Origin of the sequence: Lottiidibacillus patelloidae, assembly GCF_002262935.1 — a bacterium.
GTDB classification, from domain to species: Bacteria; Bacillota; Bacilli; order Bacillales; family SA5d-4; genus Lottiidibacillus; species Lottiidibacillus patelloidae.
Map to the genome: position 1 here is coordinate 295,814 of NZ_NPIA01000001.1, position 21,459 is coordinate 317,272.

Annotated in this window: 28 protein-coding genes; 26 read left to right on the top strand and 2 right to left on the bottom strand. The window is 36.0% G+C overall.

Annotated features, from left to right (window positions below):
* The first annotated feature begins 29 nt into the window (after positions 1–29).
* The 16 genes from CIB95_RS01680 (at position 30) to CIB95_RS01760 (ending at position 12,095) form a co-directional block, all read left to right on the top strand.
* Entirely contained in the window at positions 30–992 is a 963-nt protein-coding gene (locus tag CIB95_RS01680; RefSeq protein ID WP_269844941.1) for a sugar-binding transcriptional regulator, read from the top strand.
* A complete protein-coding gene (locus CIB95_RS01685) occupies positions 985–1,632 on the top strand; it encodes a phosphate propanoyltransferase (RefSeq protein ID WP_094920973.1) in 648 nt (215 codons plus the stop codon). The genes CIB95_RS01680 and CIB95_RS01685 overlap by 8 nt, the downstream gene beginning before the upstream one ends.
* Positions 1,633–1,645: 13 nt before the next feature.
* On the top strand, positions 1,646–2,359 hold the full coding sequence (locus CIB95_RS01690; RefSeq protein ID WP_094920977.1) for a hypothetical protein: 714 nt from the start codon (positions 1,646–1,648) through the stop codon (positions 2,357–2,359).
* A 4-nt stretch (positions 2,360–2,363) separates the two neighbouring features.
* Positions 2,364–2,666, top strand: a complete 303-nt coding sequence (locus CIB95_RS01695) for a EutN/CcmL family microcompartment protein (protein WP_094920980.1) — start codon at positions 2,364–2,366, stop codon at positions 2,664–2,666.
* A gap of 5 nt (positions 2,667–2,671) precedes the next feature.
* A complete protein-coding gene (locus CIB95_RS01700; protein WP_094920983.1) occupies positions 2,672–4,099 on the top strand; it encodes an aldehyde dehydrogenase family protein in 1,428 nt (475 codons plus the stop codon).
* Between the two features lie 136 nt (positions 4,100–4,235).
* On the top strand, positions 4,236–4,508 hold the full coding sequence (locus tag CIB95_RS01705) for a BMC domain-containing protein (protein WP_094922118.1): 273 nt from the start codon (positions 4,236–4,238) through the stop codon (positions 4,506–4,508).
* 12 nt (positions 4,509–4,520) lie between these two features.
* Positions 4,521–5,348: a triose-phosphate isomerase gene (gene tpiA / locus CIB95_RS01710; RefSeq protein ID WP_094920986.1), complete on the top strand. Its 828-nt coding sequence runs from the start codon at positions 4,521–4,523 to the stop codon at positions 5,346–5,348.
* 13 nt (positions 5,349–5,361) lie between these two features.
* Entirely contained in the window at positions 5,362–5,817 is a 456-nt protein-coding gene (rpiB, locus tag CIB95_RS01715; RefSeq protein WP_094920989.1) for a ribose 5-phosphate isomerase B, read from the top strand.
* Between the two features lie 14 nt (positions 5,818–5,831).
* Positions 5,832–6,104, top strand: a complete 273-nt coding sequence (locus CIB95_RS01720) for a EutN/CcmL family microcompartment protein (protein WP_094920991.1) — start codon at positions 5,832–5,834, stop codon at positions 6,102–6,104.
* A gap of 16 nt (positions 6,105–6,120) precedes the next feature.
* Complete coding sequence (locus tag CIB95_RS01725) at positions 6,121–6,393, top strand: BMC domain-containing protein (protein ID WP_094920994.1); 273 nt, start codon at positions 6,121–6,123, stop codon at positions 6,391–6,393.
* Between the two features lie 2 nt (positions 6,394–6,395).
* Positions 6,396–6,665, top strand: a complete 270-nt coding sequence (locus CIB95_RS01730; RefSeq protein ID WP_094920997.1) for a EutN/CcmL family microcompartment protein — start codon at positions 6,396–6,398, stop codon at positions 6,663–6,665.
* A gap of 170 nt (positions 6,666–6,835) precedes the next feature.
* The gene (gene deoC, locus CIB95_RS01735) at positions 6,836–7,480 is read left to right on the top strand and encodes a deoxyribose-phosphate aldolase (RefSeq protein ID WP_198949159.1); all 645 of its coding nucleotides are present in this window, start codon (positions 6,836–6,838) and stop codon (positions 7,478–7,480) included.
* Between the two features lie 139 nt (positions 7,481–7,619).
* On the top strand, positions 7,620–7,820 hold the full coding sequence (locus CIB95_RS01740) for a helix-turn-helix domain-containing protein (RefSeq protein WP_094921000.1): 201 nt from the start codon (positions 7,620–7,622) through the stop codon (positions 7,818–7,820).
* 144 nt (positions 7,821–7,964) lie between these two features.
* Entirely contained in the window at positions 7,965–9,533 is a 1,569-nt protein-coding gene (locus tag CIB95_RS01745; RefSeq protein WP_094921002.1) for a spore germination protein, read from the top strand.
* Positions 9,534–9,542: 9 nt separating this feature from the next.
* Complete coding sequence (locus tag CIB95_RS01750) at positions 9,543–10,727, top strand: Ger(x)C family spore germination protein (protein ID WP_094921005.1); 1,185 nt, start codon at positions 9,543–9,545, stop codon at positions 10,725–10,727.
* A 270-nt stretch (positions 10,728–10,997) separates the two neighbouring features.
* Entirely contained in the window at positions 10,998–12,095 is a 1,098-nt protein-coding gene (locus CIB95_RS01760) for a GerAB/ArcD/ProY family transporter (protein ID WP_094921011.1), read from the top strand.
* Positions 12,096–12,145: 50 nt separating this feature from the next.
* On the opposite strand, the gene CIB95_RS01765 is transcribed toward CIB95_RS01760, so the two are convergent.
* Positions 12,146–12,553, bottom strand: coding sequence for a VOC family protein (locus CIB95_RS01765; RefSeq protein ID WP_094921014.1), 408 nt, complete (start codon positions 12,551–12,553; stop codon positions 12,146–12,148).
* Positions 12,554–12,621: 68 nt separating this feature from the next.
* Here CIB95_RS01765 and CIB95_RS01770 point away from each other — a divergent pair, with 68 nt between their 5' ends.
* The 3 genes from CIB95_RS01770 to CIB95_RS01780 are packed head-to-tail and all read left to right on the top strand — an operon-like array spanning position 12,622 to position 14,463.
* Positions 12,622–13,710 (top strand): hypothetical protein, encoded by a 1,089-nt coding sequence (locus CIB95_RS01770; protein WP_094921016.1) that lies wholly within the window; start codon positions 12,622–12,624, stop codon positions 13,708–13,710.
* The gene (locus CIB95_RS01775) at positions 13,691–14,248 is read left to right on the top strand and encodes a GNAT family N-acetyltransferase (RefSeq protein WP_094921019.1); all 558 of its coding nucleotides are present in this window, start codon (positions 13,691–13,693) and stop codon (positions 14,246–14,248) included. Before CIB95_RS01770 ends, CIB95_RS01775 begins: the two co-directional genes overlap by 20 nt.
* Positions 14,249–14,262: 14 nt before the next feature.
* Positions 14,263–14,463 carry a hypothetical protein gene (locus tag CIB95_RS01780; RefSeq protein ID WP_094921021.1) on the top strand — a complete coding sequence of 67 codons (201 nt, stop codon included), beginning with the start codon at positions 14,263–14,265 and terminating at the stop codon, positions 14,461–14,463.
* Positions 14,464–14,491: 28 nt separating this feature from the next.
* Here the strand turns inward: CIB95_RS01780 and CIB95_RS16290 are convergent, their stop codons facing one another.
* On the bottom strand, positions 14,492–14,641 hold the full coding sequence (locus tag CIB95_RS16290; protein ID WP_198949144.1) for a hypothetical protein: 150 nt from the start codon (positions 14,639–14,641) through the stop codon (positions 14,492–14,494).
* 186 nt (positions 14,642–14,827) lie between these two features.
* Between CIB95_RS16290 and CIB95_RS01785 the strand changes: the two genes are divergently transcribed.
* The 7 genes from CIB95_RS01785 to CIB95_RS01815 all read left to right on the top strand — a co-directional run bounded on the left by CIB95_RS01785 (position 14,828) and on the right by CIB95_RS01815 (position 21,277).
* Positions 14,828–15,610: a basic amino acid ABC transporter substrate-binding protein gene (locus CIB95_RS01785; protein WP_094921023.1), complete on the top strand. Its 783-nt coding sequence runs from the start codon at positions 14,828–14,830 to the stop codon at positions 15,608–15,610.
* Positions 15,611–15,683: 73 nt separating this feature from the next.
* Positions 15,684–16,340, top strand: a complete 657-nt coding sequence (locus CIB95_RS01790; RefSeq protein WP_094921025.1) for an amino acid ABC transporter permease — start codon at positions 15,684–15,686, stop codon at positions 16,338–16,340.
* Complete coding sequence (locus CIB95_RS01795) at positions 16,333–17,055, top strand: amino acid ABC transporter ATP-binding protein (RefSeq protein ID WP_094921028.1); 723 nt, start codon at positions 16,333–16,335, stop codon at positions 17,053–17,055. The genes CIB95_RS01790 and CIB95_RS01795 overlap by 8 nt, the downstream gene beginning before the upstream one ends.
* Before the next feature lie 176 nt (positions 17,056–17,231).
* Positions 17,232–18,188, top strand: coding sequence for an ABC transporter permease (locus tag CIB95_RS01800; RefSeq protein ID WP_094921031.1), 957 nt, complete (start codon positions 17,232–17,234; stop codon positions 18,186–18,188).
* Between the two features lie 14 nt (positions 18,189–18,202).
* Positions 18,203–19,306, top strand: a complete 1,104-nt coding sequence (opp3C, locus tag CIB95_RS01805; RefSeq protein ID WP_094922124.1) for an oligopeptide ABC transporter permease — start codon at positions 18,203–18,205, stop codon at positions 19,304–19,306.
* 9 nt (positions 19,307–19,315) lie between these two features.
* On the top strand, positions 19,316–20,341 hold the full coding sequence (locus CIB95_RS01810; protein ID WP_094921034.1) for an ABC transporter ATP-binding protein: 1,026 nt from the start codon (positions 19,316–19,318) through the stop codon (positions 20,339–20,341).
* 9 nt (positions 20,342–20,350) lie between these two features.
* Positions 20,351–21,277: an ABC transporter ATP-binding protein gene (locus CIB95_RS01815; protein WP_094921036.1), complete on the top strand. Its 927-nt coding sequence runs from the start codon at positions 20,351–20,353 to the stop codon at positions 21,275–21,277.
* The last annotated feature ends 182 nt before the right edge of the window (positions 21,278–21,459 follow it).

A 21,459-nucleotide genomic window follows, 5' to 3' on the forward strand; every position in this document is an offset into this window, starting at 1 on the left:
ATTAACAAAATTTCACAGGGGATAGTAATGTGGCTGAATCGAAAATAACTAAAGTAGTTGAAGCGGCTAAAATGTACTATGAGCTTGACTATAGTCAGCAAAAGATAGCTGAAAAATTAGGAGTATCTCGTCCATCTGTATCTCGCTTACTTCAACAAGCTAAGCAAGAAGGTATTGTTAATATTTCGATAATTGATCCAAACGACAATAGAGAAAAACTTGCTGAACGCTTAACAACTGTTTTCGGTTTAAAACATTGTATCGTGACAAATGTCCCGCAATACAACAGTGAAAACATAAAACAGTCGCTAGGAGCAGTTGCAGCATCATATTTAACGGAAATTGTTAAAGATGGTGACATTATCGGAACGACATGGGGAACGACGTTATACCACTTAAGTCAGCAACTTCAACCGAAAAATGTAAAGAACGTAAAAGTAGTCCAACTAAATGGTGGAGTTACTTATTCAGAAACAAATACATATGCATCAGAGATATTAAATGATTTAAGTAAAGCATTTCATACAGTTCCACACTTTTTACCGTTACCTGCTGTTGTAGATCATGCGGTAGTAAAAGAAGCAATCCTTTCAGACAGACATATAAACTCTGTACTGGAAATGGGTAATGCAGCTAATATTGCCCTAGTTACAGTTGGTGCATTAAATGACACTTCTACATTAGTGAATGCCGGTTATTTTACTAATAGTGACTTAAAAGTGTTAAAGAATAACGGAGCGGTTGGCGATATATGCTCTCGCTGTATTGATATAAACGGTGAAATAAGTAGTAATGAACTTGATCAAAGAACAATTGGGCTAACATTAGCAGAGTTAAAGAAAAAAGAATACGGAATACTCATTGCAGGTGGAAGTCAAAAGATAGAAGGTATCTTTGGTGCTTTAGCTGGTAAATACACGAATGTGCTAATTACTGACCAATTTACTGCTAAAGCTTTACTAGAAATGGAGGTGAACTCATCCCATGAATGAAAAAGATTTAGCAAAATTAATTCGTGAAACGACATTAAAAGTGTTATCGAGCGATCAACAAAAAAGTGATAAAGAAATTCCAATTGCTGCGTCTAATCGCCATATTCACCTTTCAGCACAAGCGGTAGACAGACTTTTCGGAAAAGGATATCAACTGCAAAAGCTAAAAGACTTATCGCAACCTGGCCAGTTTGCTGCGAAGGAAACGGTAACATTGATTGGTCCAAAAGGAAAACTTCAAAAGGTCAGAGTATTAGGGCCAGCACGTGGTGATACGCAAGTAGAAATCTCACTAACTGATGGTTTCGCATTAGGACAAGCAGCACCACTACGAGACTCTGGAGATATTGAAGGTACCCCAGGTATTACAATTCAAGGTCCTAAAGGACAATTGAAAATTGACAAAGGATTGATTTGTGCAGCTCGTCATATTCATATGCATTCAACGGATGCGGAACGTTTCCAAGTAGAAAACGGTGAACGTGTCCAAGTGAAAGTTTCTGGAGACAGAGGGTTAACATTTGATAATGTTCTCATTCGTGTTTCGGAAAAATATCGCTTAGAAATGCACATCGATATTGATGAAGCAAATGCAGCACAAATTAAAAACGGTCAATTGGGTACGCTTCTAAAATATTGAAAGGGGGGATGGCGTGAAGAATAAGATCGAAGCAATTGTTCGCGAAGTCGTTTTAAACTATTTTAAAGAGAAAAACGGCCAGCATAAAAAGCTTCTAATTCTACTTAACTATGAAACTCCTAATCAAAATGAAGTGTGGGATCTTGTTGGAACACTATCGAAAACATATGACGTTACGTTATGTGTCTCAGAAAAATGGACAACAGTTCCTAACACAATCAATGTAGCCGAAGTCATTGCAATTGATGGTTTAACTGATCAAACAATGACTGAAATGGCAAGCAATGTTGATGCACTGTTTTTACCTACAATTTCATACGGTTTTCTTGCAAAGCTTGCAATGACAATTGATGATGAGAAGGCACTTGCGTTATGTATTCACTTCCAACTAGTCGGGAAAAAACTAATTGTTGCAAAAGATGCAATTGCTCGAAAAGGTGAGCAAAAGCTTCTAATGCCACATTCCATCCAAGAACGAATTTCTACATATATAAGTCAACTTGTTAAGGATGGCGTTAGTGTACTGAAGATGAAAGAAGTTGAAAAGTGGCTTCAGCAAAATGTTGATGCAATACAAGTGAAAAAACCTGTTTTACTTGCAAAGCATATTGTAGAAATTGCAGAAGAAGGCGACAACGAGTTACAGCTTTCAAAGAACACTGTAATTTCCCCACTAGGAAAAGATATGGCAAGGGAATTGGGTATCTCATTAAAGATGAAGGAGTAAAGCCATGATAATTGGACAAGTTGCCGGAAGCGTCGTTTCTACTACAAAAGACGTAAAGCTTCAAGGGAAAAAACTTCTAATTGTTCAGCCACTTGACATGGTCACTTTGAAACCAGATGGAAAACAAGTTGTTGCTATCGACACTGTTGGTTCTGGAAAAGGTGAAGTAGTCATGGTTGTGAGCGGAAGTTCAGCTAGACAAACAGAAATAACAAATGGTACGCCAGTTGATGCAGCTATTATTGGAGTAGTTGATATCATTGAAATTCAAGGCGACGTTACATTTGATAAAACGAAAGGGAGGTAAACATCGTGCAAGTTTCTGAAAAAGATATTCAAAAACTAGTAGAACAAGTGTTATCGAAAATTTCGACAGAAGCTACTAGCAGTGAAAAGGCAAATCCTGAACCAGTTGTAGCGCTAGAAGACGGCGTATTTGCAACTGTTGATGAATGCGTTCAAGCTGCAATGGTAGCGGAAAAAGAAATGCGTTCTGTCTCACTTGCAACTCGTCGAGCAATGATTAAAGCAATGCGTGAAGTAAGTATTCGTCATGCAGAAGAATTAGCTATTATTGCTGTAAATGAAACGGGTCTAGGACGTATTGAAGACAAGAAAAATAAAAATCTATTAGCTGCAGAAAAAACACCTGGAGTTGAAGATTTAGTAAGCACTACTTATTCTGGTGATGATGGTCTAACATTAGTTGAACAAGCACCATTTGGAATTGTAGGTTCAATTACACCAACAACAAACCCAGCAGCAACAATCATTAACAACAGTATTTCATTAATCGCAGCAGGTAATGTCGTTGTTTACAACCCGCACCCAAGCGCGAAAAAAGTTTCACTAAAAGCAATGCAATTACTAAATCAAGCAATTGTATCAGCTGGTGGTCCTAAAAATGCATTAACATCAGTTGCTACGCCAAACTTAGACACTAGTAAACAAGTAATGGAGCACAAAGATATTCGCGCATTAGTAGTTACTGGTGGTGGTTTAGTAGTTAAAGCAGCAATGAAAACTGGTAAAAAAGTTATTGCAGCAGGTCCTGGTAACCCGCCAGTAGTTGTTGATGAAACAGCTGATCTGGAAAAAGCTGGACGTGACATCGTAAATGGAGCAAGTTTTGATAACAACGTATTATGTACTGCTGAAAAAGAAGTATTCGTTGTCGATAAAGTAGCTTCAACTCTGATTAAAGAGATGGAAAAAAGCGGTGCGGTTTTACTAAAAGGTTTCCAGTTAGAAAAGTTATTAAAAACAGTTTTAACTGAGAAAGATGGAAAGCATTATCCAGCCCGTGAATTTATCGGAAAAGATGCTTCAGTAATTCTGGAAGCTGCTGGTCTAAAGGCTGATCCTTCAGTTAAGCTAATTATTTGTGAAACAAAATTTGATCATCCACTAGTATGGACAGAGATGTTAATGCCAGTGCTGCCAATTGTACGAGTACCAGATGTTGACACAGCAATTGAAATGGCTGTTAAAGCTGAAAAAGGTAACCGTCATACGGCAATGATGCATTCACAAAATGTTACAAATATGACCAAAATGGCAAGAGAAATTCAAGCAACGATTTTTGTTAAAAATGGCCCTTCATACGCTGGTTTAGGCTTTAACGGAGAAGGATTCACAACTTTAACAATTGCCGGTCCAACTGGTGAAGGTTTAACATCAGCAAGAACATTTACTCGCCAACGTCGTTGTGCCTTAGTTGAAGGATTACGAATCATATAGGAACGAGGTAATGTAAATGGCAAAGAAAGATGAAAAGAAGGCTGCAAAAGCAACTTCTAAAAAACAAAGTGATAAAAAAGAAACTACAACAAAAACAACGCCGAAACAATCGGCACAATCTAAAGGAGGAAATAAAATGATGGAAGCTTTAGGAATGATCGAAACAAAAGGTTTAGTAGGTGCTATTGAAGCAGCAGACGCAATGGTGAAAGCAGCAAACGTAACTTTAGTAGGTAAAGAATTAGTAGGTGGCGGACTTGTATCAGTAATGGTACGTGGTGACGTAGGTGCAGTTAAAGCAGCAACTGAAGCTGGTGCTGATGCAGCAGGACGCGTTGGAGAATTAATCTCAGTACACGTAATTCCACGCCCAGCTGGTGACGTAGAAAACATTTTACCAAACAAATAGTAGGTGTAAATAATGACACAATCAATTGAGAGTTTCATAGAAACGATCGTGCGTAAAACAATAACAGAAAAATTCGCTGATACGAATATTATTGACAGCAAGCGTCGCACTGTAATAGCGGCGAACTGGAAAATGAACATGTCGTTAGAAACAGCGGGTTCATTAATTACACAATTAGCAGATACAACGTATAGTAATACTGTTGTTGTATGTCCACCGTATCCATACTTATATCCAGTGAAACTTTTGCTTAATCAAAGCACTAGCAATATTCAACTTGGTGGACAAAATGTTCACGAAGAGGATAAAGGTGCTCATACGGGAGATATTTCAGCAGAAATGCTAAAAGATGTTGGCTGTGAACATGTGATTATCGGTCATTCGGAAAGACGTATGATTGGTGAAACAGATGAGCTAGTAAATAACAAAGTAGTTAAAGCATTGGAAAAGAAGCTAACTCCTATCATTTGTATTGGAGAAACAGCAGAGCAATATGACCAAGGCTTAACGAAAGAAGTTGTTTCTAGTCAAATTCAAACAGCTTTAACTGGTGTAACAGATCTATCTGATATTGTTATCGCATATGAGCCTGTTTGGGCAATTGGTACAGGAAAATCTGCAACAGCAGAGCAAGCACAGGACATTCATGAATACATTCGTTCTACAATTGAAAAGTCACATGGCGTTTTAGCTGATGAAGTTCCAATCCTTTATGGTGGATCTGTTAAAGCAAAAAATGCAGAAGAGTTTTCAAAAATGAAAGATATTGATGGTGTGCTTGTTGGTGGTGCTAGCTTGAATGCAGAAGAGTTCAAGTCTATCATCCAAGCGTTTGCATAAGGAGAGTTGCAAAATGAAAAAAGTTGCGATTGGAAGCGATCACGGCGGCTTTGCATTAAAAGAAAAAATTAAAGCTTACTTAACAGAGTTAGGCTACGAATATATTGATTTCGGATGTCTTCATGGAGAGTCAGTAGACTATCCAGACGTTGCTTTCTTAGTTGGTGAAAGTGTTGCCACTAACGAAGAGTACGTTGGAATTATGATTGACGGAGTCGGTATTGGTAGTGGCATGACTCTAAATAAAATACCAGGTGTTCGCGCTGCAGTTTGTTGGGACTTATCTTCAGTGATCAATAGTAAAGAACATAACAATGCAAATGTTCTTTCGATTGGTGGTCAACACTTAGGTGAAGGTCTAGCAAAGCAACTTGTGAAAACTTGGTTAGAAACAGAATTTGCAGGCGGGCGTCATGATCGTCGCGTTACTAAAATTATGGAAATTGAAAGCCGCTTTATCAAACGATGAAAGCAGGTTAAACAATGTATATTGCAAAAGTAGTTGGAACAGTAGTTTGTTCTCATAAAGATGAAAGTTTGCAAGGTATGAAGCTTTTAGTCGTCCAGCCATTAAAAGACGACTTAACACCGAAAGGTAAGCCACTTGTAGCCATTGATACAATTAAAAGTGCTGGCCAAGGAGACCTTGTCTATTTAGCAAAAAGTAAAGAATCGTCCCTTCCACTGTCAAGAGAGTTAGTAGCTTCAGATGCTGGAATAATGGGAATTATCGAAGACTATTACGTAAAAAAATAACTGGGGGTAATTAATAATGAACAACGCATTAGGAATGATCGAAACTAAAGGTTTAGTAGGAGCAATTGAAGCAGCAGACGCAATGACAAAGGCAGCTAACGTACAACTTATCGGTAAAGTAACTGTAGGTGGCGGATTAGTAGCAGTAATGGTACGTGGAGATGTAGGTGCAGTTAAAGCAGCAACAGAAGCTGGTGCTGATGCAGCAACTCGCGTAGGTGAATTAGTTTCAGTACACGTAATTCCACGTCCACACGGCGATATCGAAAACATCTTACCGAAAGCATAATTATGAAATTAGCAAAAGTCATCGGGAATGTCGTATCTAGCATAAAAACGAAAAGCCATGAAGGAACTAAGCTAATGGTTGTACAGCCGATTGACATGGAAGGTAATGAAACAGGAGATTCATTTATCGCAATTGATGGAAGTCAAGCAGGCATAGGTGATATCGTTCTTATTATCGAAGAAGGTGGCTCATGCCGCCAAGTTTTAAAAAGACCAGAAGCTGCTGTTGATGCAGTAATTGCTGGCATTGTTGACAAACTAGATCGTACGTAATAATGGAGGTGAGTTCAATGAACATGGAAAAGTTAATTGAACAAATAACAAGTGAAGTAATGTCACAAATTTCAAACGGGAAGCCTGAAGCTAAAGTTAATCAAGGTTCAGCTTCTACATTGAAGCCATCTTTGAACGCTAATGTAATTACTGGTGCTCAAGTTGGACGAATGATCGACCACACGCTTCTTAAGCCTGAAAGTACAGAAGAGCAAATCATTAAGATTTGTGAAGAAGCAAAAGAATATTCTTTCGCAACAGTTTGTGTGAACTCATATTGGGTTTCTACAGCTGCAAAGCAACTTGCAGGAAGCAAAGTTGGAATTACAACGGTAGTAGGTTTCCCATTAGGAGCATCTAGTACATTTGTAAAAGTTGCTGAGTCACGCGATGCAATCGCTGACGGTGCTACTGAAATCGATATGGTTATGAATATCGGTGCAATGAAATCTGGAGACTATGAAACAGTTAAAAAGGACATTGAAGGTGTCGTTTTAGCTTGTGGAGACGTTCCAGTAAAAGTTATCATTGAAACTGGTTACTTAACTACTGAAGAGAAAAAGAAAGCTTGTATGCTATCAAAAATGGCTGGAGCAGCATTTGTTAAAACTTCTACTGGTTTTGGACCTGGATGTGCAACACCAGAAGATATTAAATTAATGCGTGAAACAGTTGGACCTGACCTAGGTGTAAAAGCTTCTGCATGTGTTCGTGACTTAGACACTGCACGTAAGATGATTGCAGCTGGTGCTACTCGTATCGGAGCAAGTGCTGGTGTGGCAATTGTTAACGGTGGTAAAGGTGAAGGATACTAAAGTATAAGATTAAAAGAGTCGTTAGCATAATGCTGGCGGCTTTTTTATTTTCAATAATTTGGTGGCTATTCGTGATTCTTCAGACAATGTATAATAAGGATATGAATGCGTTTACAATTCAACAAGGTGGTTACTACATATGATGACTATTGCTGAGCAAATTACGGAAGCAAGAGAAATGAGACAAATAACTGAGAAGGATTTAGCAGATAAAACAGGGTTATCGCTAGAATTTATTCTAGATTTAGAAGAAGGAATTGTTGATCCAAATGCTTCGGTTTTACTAGTTATAAGTAATGCATTAAATTGTAAGTTTACTCTTGGATCAGTTTCAATTTAATTGTAAGTTAAATATTTTATTAATAAGCAATCTTCATATATTAGGTTTAACAAGCGCGGGAATTTTCCGGGCTTTTTTCTTTTGCATAAAAAAGGTAAAAGTTACAAACTCTACAAATTAAAGGAGCAGTGATAAATTGCCGTGATGAAAAAGTTAATAAAAACTTTTTTTGAGAAGAAGTTAGATAAATATTTGGATGAAAAAAAAGTTGAAGAGTCCTTGATAATAGAAAAATCGTTAAAAAATAATATGCAACATTTGCAAAAATTTATTGGTTCTAGTGATGACATAACAGTAAGAAAAATAATTATAGCAAATGACATTAATGTCACTCTTATCTACACCGATGGTTTAGTCGATTCACAAAGAGTGAGAGAGATATTTGACACACTTTTAATAAAAACAAAGGAAGCTAATATTGAGGTAAAAAAGCACGAAAAAAACATTACATCCTTTATTCAAGAGCAAGTCCTCACTAATGATGAAATACAAATTGTCCAATCCTTTTCAGACATTCTAAATGCGGTTCTCTCAGGTGATACGGCAATATTAATAGATGGTAATGATCAGGCTCTACTTGTTGAGACAAAAGGGTGGGAAAAGCGAGCTGTTTCAGAACCATTATCACAAACTGTCGTAAGAGGTCCTCAAGAAGCATTTACAGAAACATTACGAACAAATACAGCATTAATTCGCAGAAAAATAAAAGATACTAGCTTAAAAATTGAACAAAAAAAAATTGGCAGATTAACTAAAACGGATGTTGCAATTGCCTATATAGATGGAATAGTAGATGAAAGTGTTGTACAAGAGGTAAAAGACCGTTTAAGTAAAATTGATGTAGATGCAATTTTAGATAGTAACTATATTGAGGAATATATCCAAGATGAAACGTACACTCCCTTCCCTACAATATTTAATTCTGAACGCCCAGATACAATATCCGCAGGATTACTTGAAGGACGTGTAGCTATTATTGTCGACGGCTCACCATTTGTATTACTAGTTCCAACTATCTTCACACAATTTTTTCAAGCTGCTGAGGATTACTATCAAAGGTGGGATATTGCATCTTTGTTAAGGTTGTTACGGTTTTTGGCTTTTTTTATTACATTGTTTGCACCATCTCTTTATATAGCTGTTATCACATTCCATCAAGAAATGTTACCGACGACATTATTAATAAGTCTACAATCCCAACGAGAAGGTATTCCATTTCCTGCCTTTATAGAGGCTATTATTATGGAAATTACCTTTGAAATATTAAGGGAAGCGGGAATTAGGATGCCACGAGCAGTTGGTTCTGCTATTTCAATTGTCGGGGCACTCGTAATTGGAGAAGCTGCTGTACAAGCAGGATTAATATCACCTTCTATGGTTATAGTCGTGTCAATTACGGCTATTTCAAGTTTTATATTCCCGGCTTATAACATCGCAATTTCAGTAAGGATATTACGGTTTCCTATGATGGCACTAGCTGCTTCATTTGGATTAATTGGGATTATTATGGGAACCATCTTTCTCGTTCTTCATTTATGTAGTATTCGTTCATTTGGCGTTCCATATATGGCACCTGTAGGTCCTAGTATAAAAGAGGATAAAAAAGATACATTAATACGTTTTCCATTACGAGGTTTATTTTCACGTCCTAGTGTTATTGCAAATAAAAATAAAATTCGAGAAGATGTTTTAAGACAACCAGAAAAAAAGTAAGGTGATGATGTGGTAAAGAAGGTACTTGTTTTAATTCTTATTCTTCTAACGTTAACTGGGTGCTGGAATAGAAGAGAATTAGATGAACTAGCTATTACAGTGGCTTTAGGTATAGATAAAGATGGAGAAGATTATTTAGTTTCTGTACAAATTATTAATCCAAGTGAAATTGCTAGTACGGAGAAAACGAATCGAACGCCAGTTACTACCTATGCGCAATCGGCACCTACAATTTTCGAAGCATTAAGAAAATTAACAACTGTTTCTCCTCGGAAGCTTTACTTATCACACTTAAGGGCAGTTATTATTAGTGAAGAATTGGCTAGAGAAGGAATTAAGAATATCTTGGATTTCTTTAATCGAGATCATGAAATGAGAACAAGCTTCTTCTTAATAGTAGCAAAAGATCAAACAGCCAATGATGTTGTGAATATTTTAACACCTATGGAACAAATACCAGCGAATAAGCTATTCAGTTCCATAAAAACATCGCAAGACGCGTTTGCTGCGACAACACATGTCACACTTGATCAATTTATTAAAGAGTACCAAAGTAGTGGTAAGCAATCGGTCATTACAGGTTTAAAAATAGTTGGTGATAAGCAGATAGGAAAAACACAAGCAAATGTTGAAAGCGTAGGTGCTTCAGCGGTATTAAAATATGAAGGCCTTAGTATATTCAAAGAAGATAAATTAGTAGGATGGCTAAATGAAGAGGAAAGTAAAGGATACAACTATATTATTGGGAATGTAAAAAATACAGTAGGACATATCAATTGTCCGAACGATTCTAAAGGTAGAATTACTATAGAATTAGTTAATATAGAAACAAGTATTGATGGGAAAGTAGAGAAGGGAAAACCGAAAATATCAATTGATATTTGGTCAGAAGGAAATATAGGTGAAGTTGCATGTGTTTATGACTTTAAAGAAAGTGGTGCTTTACAATTAATTGAAACTGAAGTTGAAAAAAAAGTTAAGCTGTTAATTGAAGCTGCCATTACAAAAGCTCAAAAAGACCAAACGGACATTTTTGGTTTTGGAGAAACAATTCGTAGAGAAAATCCATCTTATTGGAAGCAAATAAAAAAGGAATGGGAAGAAGAATACTTTGAGGATTTAGAAATTGATACTAAAATTTCCTTTAAGATACGACGGACAGGTACTATAGATAATTCGTTTTTCTTTAAATAAAAAGGAGCAGATGTACTATGTGGGGGATATTTTTCATTCTATTAATAGCTATAGCAATCATTATGTATGAAGTTCCTAAAATGCTAAGAAACCGAGAGTTGAAGCAAATGTTATTTTTTTTCACACTGCTTTTATTTGGAGTAGTATTAAGTATTCTTAATTTTCTACACGTTAATATCCCTAGTCCTATCCTTGTATTAAGATTTGTTTATTCACCAATTAGTAATTGGATTGAGGCAGTATTGAGTTAGGAAAGTAGGTGAATTTGCGATGGAGAAGGGAAGAATTTCAAGCCGCCAATTTGTGATTCTTGTCATTATGTTTTCATTAGGAAGCTCAACAATGATAGTGCCACAATATATTATACTAAGTACCCAACAGGATGGTTGGATTTCAGCAATATTGGCAACTGTCATGGCACTATTTATAGTTTTATTTTATGGGAAATTAATAAACTTGTATCCAACTAAATCAATAGTAGAAGTTGCAATTATCATTTTCGGAAAATGGATAGGAAAGATAATTGGATTTGTTTATCTAAGTTATTTTATGATTCTTGCTTCGGGCTTATTACGTCAAGCCGGGGACTTCATCACGACAGAAATTATGCCAGAGACACCAATTCAAGCTCTTATGATTCTTATTTTAGCTGTATCAATTGTTGCAGTGCGTTTAGGTATAGAAGTACTTGCAAGAACAAGTGAAGTTTTTTTACCGTGGATCATAGGTTTGTTTATTGTTCTAACGCTATCCTTATTACCAAAAGTTGATTTGCTGAATATACAACCAGTGTTAGAAAATGGGATAAAGCCAGTTATAAAAGGGACATATACGCTTCTAGGAGTGCCATTTATAGATTTTATTGTTTTATTAATGATCACCCCCTATGTTAAGGATCATAGTAAAATTGGAAAATCGTTTATGATAGGTACAATAATTGGTGGAACGTTAATTACTCTTATTATTTCTTTATCGCTCCTCGTATTAGGTCCTGAGTTGGCTTATCGTTCACTCTACCTCACTTATGAGTTAGGAAAGCAAATAGAAATAGGGAATTTTCTAGAGCGTGTTGAATTAATAGTTGCAATCATTTGGTTAGTAACTATTTTTGTCAAAATAACAATTGCCTTTTATATTTCTTGTTTATCTTTAACACAAATCTTCAATTTGAGTAACTATAAAACATTAACCTTACCAATTAGCATGATCATCATCCCTTTAGCGTTATTTTTAGTGAAAAACTTGCTGGAGTTTAATGAATTTGTAACTACAGTATTTACACCATTTGTTTTTACAGTAGGATTACTTATACCAATTCTGCTTTACATTATTGGTTCAATTAGGAAGAAGCTAGGGAAGACTAGTTAAATATTCAATACTTTTGAAATTAGAATTTATGATGATATAAACTATACAACTTACAAAACATCTGGCGCAACTAACTCAATTTTGATTCGTTCAGGGTCCTCAAAAAATACAGCATAATAGTTTTCGCCACCTGCATATGGGTGGCTATCTTTATATAAAATAGTCACTCCTCTTTCTTCAAGCTCGATTGCAAATTCGTCAACTTGTTCACGAGACTTTGCATGAAATGCTAAATGATTTAACCCTGGGCGACAACGATGATATGGTACGTCTAAATACTTTTCTTCTGCTTGCACAAAAACTAAATATGTAGCACCTAGCTTCCAGCTTATGCCTTGATCCCATTTTTGGTATTCAAAGTAACCTAATTTTTCTAAAAACCATTTCCAAAAACGAATACTTTCTTGAAGATTACTTACGTATAGTTCAATATGATGAACTAACCCATTATTATCCAAATAATCACATCCTTATGCTATTATTATACTAACTATACAACATTGTATATCATTATGGGGGATGAAGAATGGAATTGACTTGGAAGGAAGAAAAAGTATCTTTAGATGAAGTGTTAGAGTGGATTAAAAGTGTCACCTCCGCAACTAATGTTAAAGGTCCAGAAAAAATATTCCGAGCGAATGATTGGGGAATTACGGCAAAATTTCTTGCAGATGGGAAGGAAGTAGTTTGCAAAATTGGCTTTCTACCACTTTTTCAAACATCCCCAGCAATTTATCAATTGTTAAATGGTGCTTCGAATGCTCATGTACCTAACCTTATTAAAGCTGTTGAAAAAGGTCAACAAACATGGATGTTATTTAAGCCATTTTATGGGCAAGATTTAAAAGAAAGCTTAAGTCTAGCAGGTATTAAAGAAGCGGCAAAAACAATTGCTTCTATTCAAAATGAAGTTTCTAAGAAGTATATGAATAATAGTAGATCAATACCGAAAATAGAGATAAATGAGCTTAAACCATTTTGTCATACCTTTCTCGACTTTTTAGAAGAAAATTATGCACCGCTTTGGAGGACTAACACTAGGAAAATTGCAGAAGACTTTCGTATTAATAAAGACAAGGTAGCAATATTAGGTGAGCCAAAAACATATCAGACTTTGAAAGCTAGTATTTCACAAATATGTAGAAAACTTTTTGACGTGAATATACCTCTTTCAATCTTTCACTTAGATTTACATACAGGGAATGTAGTTACACTCGAAAATGGGTCGAAACTTATTTATGATTGGGAAGAAGCCATAATTACACTACCTTTTTTTGCACTAAGTAAACTATTGCCAGAAGCTGCAAATTTAGCAGATGAAGAAAATATATCAAATGACCCACATTTATTAACGTGGAACGCTGCTCAACAAAGTGTAATAAATGCTTATCTAAAAGAATTAAATTTCAATAGTGAAAGTAATAAACAACATATTTTTGACTTAGCAATGTGCCTGGCACCACTCATTTATGCAAACCAAAGCTTGCAGTTTATTGACCAAGTCGGTTGGTTGGATGATGCAGCAGGATTTTTAGCGTATGATGTAATACTAGCTTTTGAAAGAATGGAAGAATTAGAGAAAAAGGGGAAATTTGATGTTTTATATGACAGTTGATGATGAAATCAAATTAAAGTTGCTAGAAAAAAGAGATGCAGAGGATGTATATTCTATCTTAGATAAAAATAGAGATTATTTAAGAGAGTGGCTACCTTGGGTTGACGGAATGAAATCTAAAGAAGATTATCATCCAGTTATTGAGATGTGGCTGAAACAATTTGCTGCGAATGATGGTTTTCAAGTTGGTATTTATTACAAAGAAAAATTTGTTGGAATGGTCGGTTTCCACGAGTTTAATTGGGGACATAAACAAACTACAATTGGCTATTGGCTTGATGGAGCTTCGCAAGGAAAAGGAATTATGACTCGATGTGTAAATGCATTATTAAAGTATGCGTTTGAAGAACTTAAGCTCAATCGGGTTGAAATCCGTTGTGGCGAGAAAAACTTCAAAAGTAGAGCAATTCCTGAAAGACTAGAGATGAAACATGAAGGAACCATTCGAGATGGCGAATTTTTGTATGACCATTTTATCAATAGTTATGTATATAGTATGTTAGCAAAAGAATGGTTTGAGAAAAATAATAAATGTTAAAATGGGAGGAAGTTATGACTAGTAAACTTCAAATCTACTTTTATGGAATGATATTAGGAGCATTAATGATGATTATTCCACAATATAACTATTCGTTTTTCTTTGGTATTGTTCACAATATTTATGAATTATTACGTCTATTAGGACTAGTATTTTTTATTACTTGTGGAGTTCCAATTGCAATAGCCGTAGTTCGTACATTATTTATTAAGTAGAAAGGAGCAGAATTGCTTGCTCCTTTTTTTATTGTGGTGTATTTTGTCCGCCAGTAGGGTGATTAGCTTTTTCCATATCTTCAGCTGCCATCGTATTATTTACACCTTGTGCTTCACTGAATGGCTTGCCTTTTTGTGCATTGCTTTTCTCGTTATGTCTCTTTTTATTATTCGTCATATTTATATCTCCCTTCATATTTACGTCATTTTATCGTTCGTATAAATTCCCTATATTATTCAAAAACTTAAAAAGGGAATGAAATAAGTGCAATATCCATTTTATTACCATTGATATTTCTACAAAAGCTTGTATAATTATAACTATTATAAAATTCTGTAAATTATTAATAGGGGGAAAATAAACATGAAGTTAATGAAAGTATTATTTGCAGCAATGATGGTCGGTGTACTTGCGATCGCTGCTGGGTGTGGAAATAATGATAAAATTGTAGTAGCGACAGATGCTGCTTTTGCACCTTTTGAGTATTTAGATAAAGGAGAAATCGTCGGTTTTGACGTAGACATCTTAGAAGCTGTAATGGCGGAAGCTGGACTAGAGTACGAATTAAAAAATACAGGATGGGACCCACTTTTCGCTGCATTAGATGACAATCAAGTAGGATTTGGAATTTCAGGAATTTCAATCACTCCAGACCGTATGGAGTCATACGACTTTTCAAACCCTTACTTTGAATCAAAATTATTGGCAGTATTTCCTGAAAGCTTAAAAATTTCTGGTATGCAAGATTTAGCTGGTTTAAAAATTGGCGTGCAAAATGGAACGACTGGTCAAGAAGCAGTTGAGAAAATACTAGGTAAAAACCATTCAGCAATCTCAAAATATGACTCAACAGCACTTGCTTTTATGTCACTTAAGGCAGGGAACGTTGATGTAGTCGTAACTGATAATACTGTGGCAGAAGAGTACATTAAAAATAATCCAAATGATAAATTACAAACGTATACAGACCCAACATTATTTGCACCTGAGTATTACGCGATGGCATTTCCGAAAGGCAGTGAGTTAAAAGCCGATATCGATGCTGCACTTCAAAAAGTAATCGAAAGCGGGAAATATGCTGAAATCTTCGAAAAGTGGTTCGGTTATGCACCGAATACGGAAGTATTACTTCAAAAAGCAGAATAATGATGGAAAAATTGCGTAACGTAGCATAATCTCGTTACGCTTTTTTATATAAAACAGCGAAGGGGTATTGCAGATGGAATTACAGTTTGACAAAATATTGGAATATTTACCTTTCTTTTTTAAGGGAGCATTATTTACAATCGGGCTTACTGCTGGAGGAATTTTATTAGGTAGTATTTTAGGTCTTTTTCTTAGTTTTGGGAAAATGATTCCTAATTACTTTTTAAGATTACCTTTTGTTTGGTATATTAATCTATTTCGAGGAACGCCCCTTTTTGTACAAGTATTAATTATTCATTTTGGAGTCGTGCCGATGTTCATGACACCTGCAAATCCTATTGTGACAGGATTAATTGCTCTAACGTTAAATGGAGCTGCATATATAGCTGAAATATTCCGTGCAGGAATTCAATCAATCGATAAAGGACAGATGGAAGCCGCAAGAACAATAGGGATGACTAAAGTTCAAGCGATGCGTTATATCATATTGCCACAAGCATTTAAACGAATGATCCCACCACTTGGTAATGAGTTTATTGTTTTATTAAAAGACTCTTCAATTTTAGCTGTTATTGCTGCACCAGAACTTATGTATTGGGGACGAGCGATGCAAGGGCAATATTATATAGTCTGGGAGCCTTATTTAACAGTTGCAGTCATCTATTTAATTCTCACATTATCATTAACTTACTTACTGAACCGCGTTGAGAGGAGACTAGCGAATGATTAAAGTACGTAACTTAAAGAAAACATTTGGAGAACTAGAAGTTTTAATAGACATTAGTGCAGAAATAAAGCCACAAGAAGTAGTAGTAGTAATTGGCCCATCAGGGTCGGGAAAGTCAACATTTTTACGTTGTTTAAATCTGTTAGAATCAATTACTGATGGACAAGTCTTGATTAATGACGAGGATATTACTGATAAAAATACAAACATTAATAAAGTTCGAGAAAATGTTGGCATGGTATTCCAACAATTCAACTTGTTTCCGCATAAAACTGTTTTAGACAATGTTACAATTGGGCCGATTAAAGTTAAAAAAGAAGATAAAGAAGCAGCTAAAAGAAAAGGCCTAGCATTACTGAAAAAAGTTGGGCTTTCAGACAAAGCTGAAGTATATCCTGATTCATTATCAGGAGGACAAAAGCAACGTGTTGCTATTGCAAGAGCACTAGCAATGGAGCCTTCAATTATGCTTTTTGATGAGCCAACCTCGGCTCTTGACCCAGAAATGGTTGGAGAAGTGCTAGAAGTTATGAAACAGCTTGCAAAAGAAGGTATGACAATGGTCGTTGTAACTCATGAAATGGGCTTTGCTAGAGAAGTAGGGGACCGTGTCATTTTTATGGACGGTGGTTACATCGTCGAAGAGAATGTTCCGACAGAACTATTTAGCAACCCTAAACATGAACGTACGAAAGCATTTTTAAGCAAAGTTTTATAAGAAAACGATGAAACAACATCGAGGCAATCAGCCTTGGTGTTGTTTTTTTCTATGCAATATTTAGAAAAATTTGAAACCTTTAATGTGCTACCTCGTCATTATGATAAATATGAAAGAACTTTTATTAATTTATTTCACTTCTTAATAAGACATTAAATGAATAAAGGGGGATAAAAATGACAAGGTATGTATTGGGTCGAATTGGATTTATGGTAGTAACACTTTTTATTATTGCAACACTAACTTTTTTCTTAATGCAGACGTTACCAGGCTCACCATTTAATAATGAGGACAAATTATCAGACACACAAAAAGAAAGGCTGTATGCAAAGTATGGCTTAGATCAACCTGTTCCAGTTCAATATGTGAAGTATTTAGGGGCAATGCTTAAAGGAGATTTTGGTGAATCGTACCAAAGTGATGGCAGGCCAGTTACTCGTATGATCACTGAACGAATTGGTCCATCTGCATATATTGGTGGTCAAGCAATGTTATTTGGTACTTTTTTGGGGCTAATATTAGGTATCATGTCCGCCTTAAGGCATAACACTTTTGCCGATTATGGAGTAATGATATTTGCCGTTGTTGGTACGTCGATTCCATCTTTCGTATTCGCCGCCATGCTGCAATTATATTTCGGTGTCTATTTAGAAATTTTACCTGTTGCTTTATGGAACAGTGATGCAAGTATTTTTCAATGGGAGTATTTAAAGTATACAATTTTACCGTCATTGGCACTGGCAGTAGGTGTTATCGCAGGGATTGCTAGATTCATGCGAACGGAGATGTTAGAAGTGCTAGGGCAAGATTATATTGTTACTGCACATGCAAAGGGGTTATCAAAAGGAACTGTAATAGTGAAACATTCTATTCGTAATGCACTGATTCCTATTATTACAATTGCGGGACCAACGACGTTAGCAATTATGACCGGATCATTAGTTATTGAGAAAATCTTTGCTGTTCCTGGATTAGGTCGATTGTTCGTCGATTCGATTGTAACAAACGATTACACAGTAATCATGGGATTAACAATGTTCTATAGTGCACTCTTTATTTTAGTAATTTTAATCGTTGATTTGTTATACGGTGTAATTGATCCTAGAATCCGCATAGCTGGGGGGAAAAACTAGTGGAAAGAGAAAATATGAAACTAACATCTGAAATGTTTGAGCCAGCAAAAATAAATATGGATGAAAGTGAAAAGATTAATAGAAAAAGTTTAACATTTTGGCAAGATGCATGGATTCGCTTGAAGAAGAATAGAGGGGCAATCGGAGGGTTGTTTGTTATCATCTTCATCATTTTTATGTCTTTAGTTGGACCTTATTTTAATGAGCATGGCATTGATGACCAAAATATTTACCGGAAAAACTTACCACCCAAAGTACCTGTCCTTGAAACGATTGTTCCATGGTTAGGGTTCACAGGAAACAATATAAAAGGTGAAGATGAATATGCAAGAAAGTATTATAAAAACCTTGAAACAGCAAAAGAATATCGGGAAATACGCCGTATTCCAGAAGGAGAAACAGATCAAACGCTTCAAGATATTCAAGAGTTTAATCCAAATACAGATTATTTCTGGTTTGGTACAGATGACTTAGGTCGTGATGTCTTCACACGTGTATGGTATGGGACTCGAATTTCTTTATATATCGCCTTCTTAGTTGCATTCATTGATTTAATCATTGGTGTAGTATACGGTGGCGTATCGGCTTACTATGGGGGCCGTATCGATAATGTCATGCAACGAATCGTGGAAATATTAATAGGGATTCCGAATTTAATTTTAATTATCTTTTTTATTCTAGTTCTAGACCCTGGGATTCTCTCTATTACTCTAGCAATGGTAATAACCGGTTGGGTAGGCATGTCCCGTATTGTTCGAGGGCAACTTCTAAAATTAAAAGAACAAGAATTCGTGCTTGCATCAAGAACATTAGGGGCAAGTGACAGTCGCTTAATTTTTAAACATTTAATTCCGAATACTTTAGGACCAATTATTATTACTGTTATGTTTACGGTTCCTGGAGCTATATTTTTTGAAGCATTTTTAAGTTTTATCGGACTTGGACTTCAACCACCTATCGCATCATTAGGGGTTATTGTTAATGACGGATTTAAATGGATGACAACATATCCTCATACTGCTTTTGTAGGTTCTGCTGTCATTTCAGCGCTTATGATTAGTTTTAATATCTTTGGTGACGGTCTGCGTGATGCGTTAGACCCGAAAATGAGAACATAGGAGGTAAACATGGATACTATTTTAGAAGTTAAAAATTTACAAGTTTCTTTTGATACGTATGCTGGAGAAGTTCAGGCAGTTCGTGGAGTGAGCTTTGATTTACGAAAAGGGGAGACACTTGCGATCGTAGGTGAATCTGGTTCAGGAAAATCTGTTACATCTAAAAGTTTAATGCGCCTTATCCCAAGTCCTCCGGGAAGAATTAAAAACGGTGAAGTTTTATTTGAAGGGAAAGATTTAACGAAGCTTTCAGAACGTGAGATGCAATCAATCCGTGGATCTGAAATCGCAATGATTTTCCAAGATCCAATGACGTCATTAAACCCGACAATGACTATAGGGAAACAAATTACAGAAGGTCTACGTAAACATCAAGGACTTAGTGCATCTGCTGCAAAAGTTCGTGCAATCGAGTTATTAGATTTAGTTGGTATTCCAAGCCCAGAAACTAGAATTAGCCAATATCCTCATCAGTTCTCAGGTGGAATGAGGCAACGTGTTGTAATTGCTATTGCATTATCTTGTAACCCGAAAATATTAATTGCCGATGAGCCAACTACTGCGTTAGATGTTACAATTCAAGCGCAAATTCTTGAGTTATTAAAAGATTTACAAGATAAATTAGGTATGGCTGTTATTTTTATAACACATGATTTAGGCGTCGTTGCAAATATTGCTGATCGGGTTGCAGTTATGTATGCGGGAAAGATAGTTGAAACAGGATTAGTGGAAGAAGTGTTCTATAATCCACAGCACCCATACACTTGGGGGCTCTTAGGTTCCATGCCAAGTGTTGATACATCTGATGAAGAGTTAATCGCAATTCCAGGAACACCACCTGACCTTCTTAATCCACCAGTTGGAGATGCTTTTGCTCTTCGAAGTGAATATGCGATGAATATCGATTTTAAGCTTGAGCCACCGATGTTTAAAGTGACGGATACACATTTTGCTGCGACATGGCTTTTACATGAAAATGCACCAAAAGTTGAGCCACCAGGGATCATTCAAAAAAGAAAAAAAGTGAGAAAGTAGGTGTGAATATTGACAACTAACAGAGAAAAATTAGTTGAAATAAAAAACTTAAAACAACACTTTAAAGTAGGACGTAACGTCGTTAAAGCTGTTGATGGTTTAACATTTGATATTTACCGTGGAGAAACAATCGGACTTGTAGGTGAGTCTGGTTGTGGTAAATCAACAACTGGTCGTACAGTTATTCGTCTTTACGATGCAACAGAAGGTCAAGTTCTGTTCGAAGGTGAAGATGTACACGGGAAGAAATCTGTGAAAGAACTAAAAAAGTTCAACCGTAAAATGCAAATGATCTTCCAAGACCCATACGCATCATTAAATCCGCGTATGACGGTTGCTGATATCATTGCTGAAGGTATTGATATTCACGATTTAGCGAAAAACGATCAAGAGCGTATGGAAAAAGTTTATGAACTACTAGAAACAGTTGGATTAAACCGTGAACATGCGAACCGTTTCCCACATGAGTTCTCAGGTGGACAACGTCAACGTATCGGAATCGCACGTGCATTAGCTGTAGAACCTGAGTTCATCATTGCCGATGAGCCGATCTCTGCACTTGACGTATCAATTCAAGCGCAAGTAGTAAACTTAATGAAAAAGCTGCAACGTGAAAAAGGGTTAACATACCTATTCATCGCGCATGACTTATCAATGGTAAAATACATCTCTGATCGTATCGGAGTAATGTATGCTGGTAAACTTGTTGAGTTAGCAGATAGTGAAGAGCTGTATCGTAACCCGATGCACCCTTACACAAAAGCATTATTATCAGCAATTCCTCTTCCAGATCCAGATACAGAGCGTACGCGCAAGCGTATGGTATTTGATCAAAGTCAATTAGATGACAGTGAAGAGCCAGAATTCCGTGAAGTAACTCCAGATCACTGGATTTCTTGTACAACGAAGGAATTTGAAAAACTCGTACAATTATAATCATCATAATTGCTTGTAAAGATCCTTCTCAAATTGGGAAGGATTTTTTCACGATTAAAAAGTATATCATCTTTGTTAAATTGAACGAAGTGTAAGTTAAAATAACAAACATAACCTCATGAAAGTCATGCATTTCGAATTACTCCATTTACATAAAAATCCAACTAAAGACTTAGAAAAGT